This window comes from Bittarella massiliensis (ex Durand et al. 2017), assembly GCF_017566145.1.
Lineage (GTDB): Bacteria > Bacillota > Clostridia > Oscillospirales > Ruminococcaceae > Bittarella > Bittarella massiliensis_A.
The window spans coordinates 321,721-333,226 of the sequence record NZ_JABFCL010000003.1 but is presented as its reverse complement, the minus strand read 5'-3'; the positions used below and the strand labels follow the sequence as shown (position 1 = coordinate 333,226).

Sequence of the window (11,506 nt, the reverse complement as noted above, 5' to 3'; positions counted from 1 at the left end):
CCAAAAAAGGAGGGCTGCCTGTGAAGAGCATTATCCGCCAGCTGCGCCGGGAGCGCAAACTCTCGCAGGAGGAGTTGGCCGCCGCCGTGGGCACCACCCGGCAGACCATCACCTCCATTGAGGTGGGAAAGTACACCGCCTCTCTGCCGCTGGCCTACAAGATCGCCCACTACTTTGGACTGACCATCGAAGAGGTTTTCGACTTTTCAGACTGGGAGGAGAATTAAAATGGAAAAGAAACTCGAACGGATGCGCGCGACCCTGCGCCGCCGACTGGCCTTTTTTGCCGTGGGCAGCGGCTGCATCGTGCTGCTGGCCGTGCTGGCGGCGACCCGGTCTCTGTCCCCCCTCGTCGGCGACACCCATTACACCGACTTCTTCGCCGGCTTTCAGACGGGCATGCTCCTCGGGCTGGAGGCGGTGGCCATCTTCTTTGTGGTGCGCTACCTCCTCGCCCTGCGCGACGACGCCCGGCTCACCGCCCTGCTGCTGGAAGAGCAGGACGAGCGCACCCAGTACGTGGAGCAGATGGCCGGCCGGTACAGCTGGCGGTGGATGACCATCCTGCTGCTGGCGGCGGCAGTGGTGGCGGGCTATTTCAGCATCGGGGCCTTTGTGGCACTGATCTGCGCCGCCCTGGCCGAGGCCCTGCTCACCGGCATCCTCCGCTTTCACTTCGACCGGCAGACCGGCGGGACCGACTGATTTTTAGCCGCCGCACAAAAAGAGGGGACCGGGGCGAAAAGCCCCGGTCCCCTCTCGCCGTTTCCCCATCTCAAAAGGTCGGCTCTAGTAATTTCCCTGCTCTTTGGCCCGCTCCATCAGCGCGTCGATGCGCTCTTTCGAGTAGCCCGCCCGCTGCAGGATGTCGCGGGTATGGTTGAGGCTCAACTTGACGGTGGGCTCCTTCTCAATGGCCCAGAGCACCTCGTCGAGCATGTCGTTGAGGGCTTCCCTCTCCCCCTCTTTGACCAGCATCTTCACAAAGCTGGGGAAGTTCTCCTCCCAGTAGAGGACCGGCTGGTAGCGGGGGCGCTTCTCAAAATCGCCGTTCACAACACCGCCTTTCAGCCCGTAGCGCGCCTCGTAGCGAATCAGCCGCTGGCGCAGCCGGTCGGCCACCTCCCGCATCTCGGGGGTGCCGCCGCCATACAGCAGGTTCTCGGTCTCCTGCGGGTCGGCTGCCATGTCAAAGAGCTGCTCGTCGTCGCCGTAGGAGTAGACATATTTGTACCGCTCATCCCGCAGCATGCACCAGCGCTTGCTCCCCTGCTGGTGCTCCACGTACTGGTAGCGCCGGTCCTTGACCCCCTCGCCAAAGACGCTCTCCCCCGGCAGGTCGTAGACGTCGGGGTATTCGGCTCCGGCGGCGTCCAGGAAGGTGGGCAGCACGTCGTTGAGATCGACAAAGCGGGGATCTCTCTCTCCCGCCGCCACCTTTTGGGGCCAGTGGACGATGAAGGGGATCTTGCAGGATGCGTCGTAGGGGAGGAACTTCTGGTAGGTGCCCAGGTCCCCCAGCATCTCGCCGTGGTCGCTGGTAAAGAGGATCAGGGTGTCATCGTAGAGGTCCAGCTCCTTGAGTTTCTCCACGATCCGCCCCACCTGAAAGTCCACGTAGGAGATGGCCGCCGCGTACATCTCCCGCATCCGCTGCACCGCCTCAGGGGTGGGCAGGTCGCCCAGGGTCTTGTTCTCCTCGGCCAGCAGGCCCAAGGGGGTCTTGGGGACAGAGGGGGCCGGCAGCTTGCCGGCGTACATCTCGGCCCACTCGTCGGGGATGTGCAGGGGCGGATGAGGGTGGATAAAACCGGTCCAGAGGAGGAAGGGCCGCCGCCCCCGCTGTTCGTCTAAGTACTGGATCGAGCGGTCGGCCACCCAGTGGGAGCCGTGCAGCTCTTCGGGCATGAGGGCCCGCTGGGGCTGCATGTAGAGGCAGTGGCGCACCCCGTTGATGCTCTGCAGGTTGCCGTAGCCCTTCTCCTTCAAAAAGAGCATGTAGTCGTCGGCCTCCCTGTCGGGGGGGACCTCGTCCATGTTGAAGAAGTGGTCAAAGCCGTTCATCCGCCGCTCGGGCTGAAAGTGCATCTTCCCCACGGCGCAGGTGTCGTAGCCGTTGTCCGAGAGGATCTGGGGGAAGGTGGGCAGATAGTAGGGCAGGGGCTTGGCCTCGGCCCCGAAGTAGTTGTCGTCAAAGCCGTGGTGGCGGTCGGTGAGCCCGGTGAGCAGGTTGTGCCGGGCGGGGATGCAGACCGGGTTGGGGGAGTAGGCGTTTTCGTACACCCTCCCCTCGGCGGCCAGGGCGTCGATGTTGGGCGTCTGCATAAAGTCGGCCCCATAGCAGCCCAGGTAGTCGCTGCGCAGCTGATCGCAGGTGATGAGGAGGATGTTGGGACGCCGGTCCTCCTGGTTGACTCGGTAACGCATGGTAACCATCCTTTCCATTGATTCGGATCCGCCGGCCGGGCCGGTTGGGCGCGGAGAGGCGGTCTTCGCGGGAAGCGGGTGGGGGGCGGCATACCTCCCCAGCTTTGTCTCTATTATAACTTCCAGCTCTTGGGTGGAAAACGACACCTGTCATTTTTGCCGCAAAAATTTGCCGGTCGCCCGGGGCAAAGGGCCCAGCAACGACAGGGGGAACTTGTCCGGTATTTCTTGTATAAATCGGTCGCCTGTGCTAATCTGATGGAGAGAGAAATACCTTGATGAAAGGCGGTGAAAGAGATGGGCGAACCGCTGGGGCGCTGGCCTTGGGCGGCCAATCTCTTCTCCCCCCTCCCCCCCGAGGAGAAGGGAAAGATCACCCTGGTGGAGCGGGCCGCCCGCCAGACCCTGATCGAGAAGGACAGCTTTGCCCCGCCCGATCTGTTTCTGGTGGTCAAAGGGGTGTGCGAGCTGTACAGCGCCTTCTCCCTGGCGGGGGACAACGACCTGGGCTACCGCATCTGCGCCAACCAGTTTATCGGCCTGTCGGAGATCGTCAGCCCTGTCCCCATGAAGCGGACAGCGGCGGTGGTGGCCAAGACCCCTCTCTGCGCCCTGCGCATCCGAGGGGAGGACTTCCTCCACTGGAGCCAGGTCTGCCTGCCGGTCTACAACGCCGTGATCTTTGAGAGCCTAGAGCAAAAGCACCGCATGCAGACGCTCTACCGCAACTGCTCGGTCACCAACTCGGTGCTGGCCGGGGCCTACTACCTGGACTACCTCTACGGGGTCTATCTGGGCTGCTATCCCCAGGGCTACCAGGGTCCAGTGCGGCTGTGGGAGACCCAGTCCGAGATCGCCCAGTCCATCCGCCGGGACCCCCGCTCGGTGGCCCGCATCATCCAAAAGCTGCGGGAAACCGGCTGCATAGGGGTGGAGCGGGGAAAGGTGGTCATCACCTCGGCCCAGCGGCAGACCCTGCGCCGCTTCATTGAGGAGCGCTCCCTCTAAAAGGGGAAGCGCTCCCTTTTGCAAAAAAGCCGACAGCTGTCCTATTTTTGGAAGAGCTGTCCTGCTATACTGAAAAAAGCCCGTCTGCGGACGGGAACGCGAAAGGAGCGCGAAGGCAACATGACCCTCTTTGAAGAGATCGCCCAGAGCCGGGGCAAACGGCTGTTGGTGGGGGGCCACCGGGGACACCTCTCCCAGGTGCGGGAAAACACCCTCGAAAACTTTGCGGAAGTGGTGGAACTGGGCCTCTCCCACATCGAAATCGACGTGCAGCTCTCCAAGGACCAGGTGGCCATGGTCTATCACGACCTGGACCTGGGCGAGCGCTCCCCCCTGCGCGGGCGGGTGGCCGACTACACCGCGGCCCAACTGAAAGCGGCCTTCTCCATCAACACCCTAGACGAGTGCCTGGCCTGGTGCCGGCAGCGGGAGCTGCCTGCCGCCCTGGAGATCAAATGCGATCTGCTGCAGATGGCCCCCACCATGCCCCGCCTGGCCGAGGAGATCGCCCGGTCGGTCCGGGCGCACGACTTTGCCGAGTACAGCTTCGTCTTCGGCACCGACTACGCCACCCTGCGCCGGATCAAACGGCTGCTGCCAAAAGTCCACCTGGGGCTGATCGTCCCCTTTGTCCCCGTCGACCCGGTTCGGCTGATGGAGGAAATGGAGGCCGAGATCTACCTCTGCTACATCGACAACCTCTGCCCTCAACTGGTGGCGCAGCTGCACCGGGCGGGCTACCTGGTGGACGGTTCGGTCATCAACAGCGAGGGGCGGCTGCGCCAAGCCCTGGCCCTGGGGGTCGACCTGATCGAGTCGGATCACCCGGAGGAGATACTCCCCCTCTGCCGGCAGCTGGAGGCGCAGGCAAACAGGTAAAAAAGGCGGGCCCGCCGCAAGGGGGGTCCGCTTTTTGGTGTGAGTGGCCCTCCTCTTCCAGAAAGCGGAAAAACCACAAGCATCAAAAGCACACCCTTCCCTTTTTCTTTTTCAAAATAGACATTTGTCATATTTCCCCTCAAAATCGCCGTGCTATACTGAATTTAGTAGCAGCCGGATGCACCCGTTTTCCAGAGGGGATGCCGGCTTTGGATACAACTTTCAAAAGGAGTGTGTATGATGAAAAAGATTGGAGCTGTTTCGCTGGCCTGCCTGTTGGCGGCCTCCGCCCTCCTCTCCGGTTGCGGTAAGTCCGACGACAAGGGGGGCGCCTCCTCCAGCGAGGGGAGCAAGTACAAGAGCATTGGCTACGTCTGCAGCGCGCTGGGTGACAAGTCCTTTACCGACCTGTCCTGGTCGGGCATCCAGCGGACTGCCAGCGATCTGGGAATGACCGCCAAGGCCATCGAGTGGGGAACTGACAAGTCCAAAATGGAACCCTGCATCCGCGATGCCGCCGAGAGCTATGACATCGTCCTCTTCAACGGCAACGAGTACGTGGAGATCCTGCAGCGCATCCACGCCGACTACCCTGACGTGAAGTTCATCGCCACCGACATGACCCCGACTCTGGAGTGGGACATCCCCAACCTCTTCGGCGTCAACTCCAAACAGCACCAGGGCGACTTCCTGGCCGGGGCTCTGGCCCAGAAGATGTCCAAGACCGGCACCATCGGCCTGGTCGCAGGCACCGACACCGTCTCGATCAACGATTTTATCATCGGCTACGTGCAGGGTTCCCTGCAAGCCAATCCCAGCGGCAAGGTGGCGCACTCCTTCATCGGCAGCTACACCGACACCGCTAAAGCCAAGGAGCTGGCCCTGGTGCAGATCAACCAGTCCAAGGCCGACATCATCCACCAGGTGGCCGGCGGCGCTGGGCTGGGCGTCTTTGAGGCCTGCAAGGAGAACGGCATCTGGGGCATCGGCGTGGACGCCGACCAGCGCGAGTTCTTCATCGAAAGCAAGGCCGATCTGGCCGACGTCATCCTCACCTCGATGATGAAGCGCAACGACATGTCCATGGAAAAGGCCATCCGCGACACCGTGGCCGGCACCGCCGAATACGGCAAGCTGAACATGTGGGGCGTGGCCGAGGGCGTCACCGTCCTGGCCAAGAACGACTTCTACAAGGCCAACGTTCCCCAGGAGACCCAGGATTACATCGACGATCTGGAAAAGAAGATCGCCTCGGGCGAGTTGGTGGTCAAGACCGTCTACGGCATGGAACAGGACGAGTTCGTCTCCATCCGCGACAGCGTCAAGCCGTAAATGCCCTCTAAACCCTCCCCTTTTCCATTGAAAAAAGGACTTCGGATTTTTTCCGAAGTCCTTTTTCTCTGTGCGGCGTCAGCCGTTGCCCTGCGCATCGGCCCGCTCCATCAGTGCGTCGATGCGCTCTTTCGAGTAGCCCGCCCGCAACAGGATGTCCCGGGCGTGGGTCTGCGCCGGCTTGGAGGTGGGCTCCTTTTGGATGGCCCAGAGCACCTCGTCGAGCATGTCGTCCAGCTCCTCTCGCTCCCCCTCCCTGACCAGGGAGCGGACAAAGGGCGGGAAGTTCTCCTCCCAGTAGAGGACCGGCTGGTAGCGGGGACGCGTCTCAAAGTCCCCGTTCACAATGCCGCCTCTCAGCCCGTAGCGCGCCTCGTAGCGAATCAGCCGCTGGCGCAGCCGGTCGGCCACCTCCCGCATCTCGGGGGTGCCGCCGCCATACAGCAGGTTCTCGGTCTCCTGCGGGTCGGCTGCCATGTCAAAGAGCTGCTCGTCGTCGCCGTAGGAGTAGACATATTTGTACCGCTCATCCCGCAGCATGCACCAGCGCTTGCTCCCCTGCTGGTGCTCCACGTACTGGTAGCGCCGGTCCTTGACCCCCTCGCCAAAGACGCTCTCCCCCGGCAGGTCGTAGATGTCGGGGTATTCGGCCCCGGCGGCGTCCAGGAAGGTGGGCAGCAAGTCGTAGAGGTCGACAAAGCGGGAATCCCTCTCCCCGGCCCTCACCCGCTGCGGCCAGCGCAGGACAAAGGGAACTTTGCAAGAGGCGTCGTAGGGGAGGAATTTCTGATAGGTGCCCAGGTCCCCCAGCATCTCGCCGTGGTCGCTGGTGAAGAGGATCAGGGTGTCATCGTAGAGGTCCAACTCCTTGAGTTTCTCCACGATCCGCCCCACCTGATGGTCACAGTAGGAGACACAGGCGGCGTAGAGTTCCCGCATCCGCTGCAGGGAGGCCTCGTCGGCCAGGTCTCCCAGGGTCTTGTTCTCCTCGGCCAATCGGCCCAGGGGGGTCTTGGGGACCGCCGGGGCCGGCAGCTTGCCCGCGTACATTTCAGCCCACCCGTCGGGCGCGTCAAAGGGCGGATGGGGGTGGATAAAGCTGGTCCAGAGGAGGAAGGGCCGCCGCCCCCGCTGCTCGTCTAAGTACTGGATCGAGCGGTCGGCCACCCAGTGGGAGCCGTGCAGCGCCTCGGGCAGCAGGCTGCGCTGGGGCTGCATGTAGAGGCAGTGGCGTACCCCGTGAAAACTCTGCACCCGGCCATACCCCTGCTCTTTGAGAAATTGCAGATAGCTGTCGGCCTCCCGGGAGGAGGGGCCCTCCTCCATGGCGAAAAAGTGGTCGAACCCGCTGGATCGCCGCTCGGGCTGAAAGTGCATCTTCCCCACGGCGCAGGTGTCGTAGCCGCTGTCCGAGAGGATCTGGGGGAAGGTGGGCAACTTGTAGGAGAGAGGCGGGGCGTCGGGGGCCCAGCGGTTGTCGTAAAACTGGTGGTGCCGGCAGCCCAGACCGGTGAGCAGCCCCATGCGGGCGGGGATGCAGACCGGGTTGGGGGAGTAGGCGTTTTCGTACACCCGCCCCTCGACGGCCAGGGCGTCGATGTTGGGCGTCTGCATAAAGTCAGCCCCATAGCAGCCCAGGTAGTCGCTGCGCAGCTGATCGCAGGTGATGAGGAGGATGTTGGGACGCCGGTCCTCCCGGTTGGCGCGAAAGCGCATAAACGTTCATCCTTTCCATTGTATTGGCCCACCGCCTGTGCTATCTTAAAAGACAGGAGTACAGGAGAATGGAGGCGGCAAGCGGTGACACATTTGCTGGAGCAGTGGCCCCAGGCGGTCCCCTTTTTTGAGGGGCTGCCCCAGGAGGAGCAGGAGAAGATCGAACTGTGCCAGATCGGCCCGGGGGAACTCCTCATCGAGAAGGACAGCTTTGCCCCGCCCGACCTGTTCTTTCTGGTTCGGGGGGTGTGCGAGCACTTTCGCGCCTTCGCCGAGAGCGGCGACAACGATCTGACGGGCATCCGTCTCTTCGCCGGGCAGTTTATCGGGGTGGCGGAGATTCTCTCCCCCCAACCCATGAAGCGGCGCAACCAGGTGCGCGCCAAAACCCGGGTCTCGGCCCTGCGCATCCGCGGACGGGACTTTCTCCACTGGAGCCAGATCTGCCTGCCGGTCTACAACGCCATCCTCCTCTACATCATCGAGCAAAAGCACGACGACCAGCGCCTCTACCGGGAGTGCAATGTCAACAACTCCCTGCTGGCGGGGGCTCGCTACATCAGCTTTCTCTACTCCATCTACCGCGACTGCTGCGAGCCCGACGAGGAGGGGGCGATCCGCATCCTCGAAACCCGTTCGGAGATTGGCCGCTACATCGGCCGCGATCCCCGCTCGGTGGACCGCATCATCCAAAAGCTGCGGGAAAAGGGATATGTGGGGGGCTCCCACCGCAAGATCACCGTCACCGAGGAGCAGCACCAGCGGCTTCTCGAATTGGTGGAGGAGCTGACCCTCTGACGGGACACCCCCATTATAGCCGCCGCCAGAGAGGGGGGAAACGACAGCTGTCGCATTCCTCTCCCACCGGCAAAGCAGGGGCGGCAAGGGGGGCTCTTTTTCGAATCGGGCAAAGGGGCGGCAGCTGACAGCACCATATCTGGGTGATTTCACTGAAAAATCGAAAATCCGTTTGTTTTTTTGGGGGAAGCGACAATTGTCGTTTCCCCTTTTTGGCGGCCATGCTACACTGATTTCAGCAAATGGGGACACAGAATTCGCCGACAGGGCCCGTCTGGCGAGCGCCCGCCCCCTCCGACAAACCCAACACTTTGAGACATGAGAAAAAGGAGCGACATCGCAATGAAAAAGACTGGAGCCATCGCCCTGGCGTGCCTGTTGACCGCCTCCGCCCTGCTCACCGGCTGCGGCCAGTCCGGCGAGGGGGGAGATACCTCCTCCGCCAGCGGCAGCGAATACAAAAGCGTGGGCTACGTCTGCGCCCAGCTGGGGGACAAATCCTTCAACGACCTCTCCTGGTCGGGAATACAGAAAGCCGCCCAGGAGATCGACCTGAGCGCCAAGTGCATCGAGTACGGAACCGACAAGGCCAAAATGGAGCCGGCTGTCCGCGATGCAGCCGAGAGCTACGACATCGTGGTGATGAACGGAAACGAGTTCTATGAGATCCTCGACCGCATCCACACCGAGTACCCCGACACCAAGTTCATCGTCACCGACCTGACCCCCACCACCGAGATAAACATCCCCAACGTCTTCGCCGTCATGAGCAAGCAGCACGAGGGCGAGTTCCTGGCCGGCGCCCTGGCCCAGAAGATGTCCAAAACTGGCACCGTCGGGCTGGTGGCCGGGGCCGACAACACCCCCATCAACAACTTCATCATCGGCTACATCCAGGGCTCCCTCGAGGCCAACCCCAGCGGCAAGGTGGCCAACTCCTTCATCGGCGGCTTCACCGACACCGCCAAGGCCAAAGAGCTGGCCCTGGTGCAGGCCAACCAGATGAACGCCGACGTGATCCACCAGGTGGCCGGCGGCGCCGGACTGGGCGTCTTTGAGGCCTGCAAGGACGAGGGCATCTGGGGCATTGGCGTGGACGCCGACCAGCGCGAGTTCTTCATCGACACCAAGCCGGAGATCGCCGATGTGATCCTCACCTCCATGACCAAACGCAACGACATCACCATGGCCAAGGCCATCAAAGACACCGTCGACGGCACCGCCGAGTACGGCAAGCTCTACAAGTGGGGCCTCAAGGAGGGGATCACCGTCCTCGCCGAGAACGACTACTACAAGGCCCAGGTCCCCCAGGAGACCCAGGACTACATCGGCGGCCTCTCCGACAAGATCGCCTCGGGCGAGATTGAGGTGAAGATGGTCTACGGAATGGATCAGGACGAATACGTCACCTTCCGCGACAGCGTCAAGCCGTAAGTCCCCTTTTCAACTGCCTCTTCCAAAAAATCCATAGAGGGCGGCGGCGCCCGGCTTCCTCAAGGCCGGGCGCCGCCGCTTGCCGTCTCCCCGGCAAAGGGAGAACGCGAAGCCGCCCCCGGCCGGCGATTGCGGCGGGGGGGAGAATGTGTTAAAATGTCTTTATAAGCGGTCTCGTGCCGCCCCCGGCTGGTGCCCGGGGCCATCTCTCCGCCCCGCGGGCGGACCTTTGGGAGGTGTACCGTGAAACTGCAAGAGTCGGGTGAAAACTACCTGGAGACCATCCTGCTCCTCCGCCAGCGGCAGGGGCATGTCCGCTCCATCGACGTGGCCACCGAACTGGGCTTCTCCAAACCCAGTATCAGCCGGGCCATCGGCATTCTCAAATCCGCCGGCTACGTGCAGGTGGGGGAGGGGGGCAACATCCTTCTCACCGAGGCGGGACAGCAAAAGGCCGAAGCGGTCTATGAGCGCCATCGGCTGATCTCCCGCTATCTGGCCCTCACCCTCGGCGTCCCGGCAGAGATCGCCGACGCCGACGCCTGCCGCATCGAGCACATCATCAGTCAGGAGTCCTTCGATCAGATCAAGGCCTTCGTCGCCCGGGAGGAGGGCGAAGGGCATTGACTTTCCCCTCCATCCCCAGAGAGGGGGCCTTTCCCGCCGGGAAAAGGCCCCCTCTTTTTTTCTATCAGGTCTGACCGGCCCAGCCCCTGGCGCGGTAGAGCGCTCGCAGCGCCCCCACCGCCTGGAGCGTCTCCTCCCGGCCGCCAAAGCCGGTGAGTCGGAAAAAGCCCTCGCCGTTTTTCCCGAACCCTGCACCGGGCACCCCGGCCACCCCCGCCTCGCGCAGGAGCAGGTCAAAAAATTCCCAAGAGCCCATCCCCGCGGGGCAGGCCATCCAGATATAGGGGGAACAGATGCCGCCGGTAAACCAGACCCCCAACTCCCGCAGGGCGGCGGCGATCAGGGCCGCATTCTCCCGGTAAAAGGCGGTGGCCTCGCCAGTCTGCCGCCGCCCCTCGGGGGTAAAGACTGCGGCGGCCCCCCGCTGCACCACATAGGAGACACCGTTAAACTTGGTGGTCTGGCGGCGCAGCCACATCCGGTTGAGGGACATTCCCTCCCGTTCCAGGGCCCGGGGCACCACGGTATAGCCGCAGCGCATCCCGGTGAAGCCGGCGGTCTTGGAAAACGAGCTGATCTCGATGGCGCACTCCTTGGCCCCCTCCACCTCGTAGATGCTGTGGGGCAACTCCCCCACCACAAAGCTCTCATAGGCCGCGTCGAAGAGGAGGACAGCCCCCTGGGCCCGGGCCCAGTTCACCCACTCCTGTAACATCGGGCGGGTGTAGACCGCGCCGGTGGGGTTTCCCGGAGAGCAGAGATAGACGAGATCGGCCCTCAAAGAGGGATCGGGCAGGGGGAGAAAGGCGTTTTCCTCCCGCCCGTCCAATAAGAGGATCTTGCGCCCATCCATGATGTTGGTGTCCAGGTAGACCGGGTAGACCGGGTCGGGGATAAGGGCGGTATTTTCCCTGGAGAAGAGGTCGAGGATGTTCCCCAGGTCGCTGTTGGCCCCGTCGCTTACAAATATCTCCTCCCGATCCAGGTCGACCCCAAATTCGGCGTAGTGCCCCCGAATGCCCTCCCGCAAAAAGTCGTACCCCTGCTCGGGCCCGTACCCGCGAAAGGTCTCGGCCGCCGCCATCTCCTCCACCGCCCTGCCGAGGGCACCGATGACCGCTGGGCAGAGGGGCAGGGTCACGTCCCCCACCCCCAGGCGGTAGATGGGCCTGTTCGGATGGCGCTGCCTCTCCTCCGCCACCTTTTTGGCGACGGTGGAAAAGAGGTAGTTCGGCTGCAATTTGCGATAATTTTCATTGCATTTCAACGGTATCCCCCCTCTGTT

The 11,506-nt window shown here is 62.8% G+C and carries 11 protein-coding genes; 8 read left to right on the top strand and 3 right to left on the bottom strand.

Annotated elements, in window-relative coordinates; genetic code table 11:
- Positions 1 to 20: 20 nt before the first annotated feature.
- On the top strand, positions 21 to 227 hold the full coding sequence (locus tag HJY11_RS05915; RefSeq protein ID WP_021658022.1) for a helix-turn-helix transcriptional regulator: 207 nt from the start codon (positions 21 to 23) through the stop codon (positions 225 to 227).
- Between the two features lies 1 nt (position 228).
- The gene (locus HJY11_RS05910) at positions 229 to 705 is read left to right on the top strand and encodes a hypothetical protein (protein ID WP_208075059.1); all 477 of its coding nucleotides are present in this window, start codon (positions 229 to 231) and stop codon (positions 703 to 705) included.
- A gap of 84 nt (positions 706 to 789) precedes the next feature.
- Here HJY11_RS05910 and HJY11_RS05905 read toward each other — a convergent pair whose 3' ends face one another.
- A complete protein-coding gene (locus HJY11_RS05905) occupies positions 790 to 2,427 on the bottom strand; it encodes a sulfatase family protein (protein WP_208075058.1) in 1,638 nt (545 codons plus the stop codon).
- 297 nt (positions 2,428 to 2,724) lie between these two features.
- On the opposite strand from HJY11_RS05905, the gene HJY11_RS05900 reads away from it, so the two are divergent.
- The 3 genes from HJY11_RS05900 (at position 2,725) to HJY11_RS05890 (ending at position 5,646) form a co-directional block, all read left to right on the top strand.
- Entirely contained in the window at positions 2,725 to 3,435 is a 711-nt protein-coding gene (locus HJY11_RS05900; RefSeq protein WP_208075057.1) for a Crp/Fnr family transcriptional regulator, read from the top strand.
- A 120-nt stretch (positions 3,436 to 3,555) separates the two neighbouring features.
- Positions 3,556 to 4,314, top strand: a complete 759-nt coding sequence (locus HJY11_RS05895; RefSeq protein ID WP_208075056.1) for a glycerophosphodiester phosphodiesterase — start codon at positions 3,556 to 3,558, stop codon at positions 4,312 to 4,314.
- Positions 4,315 to 4,554: 240 nt separating this feature from the next.
- On the top strand, positions 4,555 to 5,646 hold the full coding sequence (locus HJY11_RS05890; protein WP_208075055.1) for a BMP family lipoprotein: 1,092 nt from the start codon (positions 4,555 to 4,557) through the stop codon (positions 5,644 to 5,646).
- Positions 5,647 to 5,724: 78 nt separating this feature from the next.
- Here HJY11_RS05890 and HJY11_RS05885 read toward each other — a convergent pair whose 3' ends face one another.
- On the bottom strand, positions 5,725 to 7,362 hold the full coding sequence (locus HJY11_RS05885) for a sulfatase family protein (RefSeq protein WP_208075054.1): 1,638 nt from the start codon (positions 7,360 to 7,362) through the stop codon (positions 5,725 to 5,727).
- A gap of 84 nt (positions 7,363 to 7,446) precedes the next feature.
- Here HJY11_RS05885 and HJY11_RS05880 point away from each other — a divergent pair, with 84 nt between their 5' ends.
- The 3 genes from HJY11_RS05880 to HJY11_RS05870 all read left to right on the top strand — a co-directional run bounded on the left by HJY11_RS05880 (position 7,447) and on the right by HJY11_RS05870 (position 10,221).
- Positions 7,447 to 8,160 carry a Crp/Fnr family transcriptional regulator gene (locus HJY11_RS05880; protein ID WP_208075053.1) on the top strand — a complete coding sequence of 238 codons (714 nt, stop codon included), beginning with the start codon at positions 7,447 to 7,449 and terminating at the stop codon, positions 8,158 to 8,160.
- A gap of 342 nt (positions 8,161 to 8,502) precedes the next feature.
- Positions 8,503 to 9,594: a BMP family lipoprotein gene (locus tag HJY11_RS05875; RefSeq protein ID WP_208075052.1), complete on the top strand. Its 1,092-nt coding sequence runs from the start codon at positions 8,503 to 8,505 to the stop codon at positions 9,592 to 9,594.
- Between the two features lie 243 nt (positions 9,595 to 9,837).
- Positions 9,838 to 10,221, top strand: a complete 384-nt coding sequence (locus HJY11_RS05870; protein WP_368041545.1) for a metal-dependent transcriptional regulator — start codon at positions 9,838 to 9,840, stop codon at positions 10,219 to 10,221.
- Positions 10,222 to 10,285: 64 nt separating this feature from the next.
- Here the strand turns inward: HJY11_RS05870 and HJY11_RS05865 are convergent, their stop codons facing one another.
- Positions 10,286 to 11,488: an LL-diaminopimelate aminotransferase gene (locus HJY11_RS05865; protein ID WP_208075051.1), complete on the bottom strand. Its 1,203-nt coding sequence runs from the start codon at positions 11,486 to 11,488 to the stop codon at positions 10,286 to 10,288.
- Positions 11,489 to 11,506: the final 18 nt, after the last annotated feature.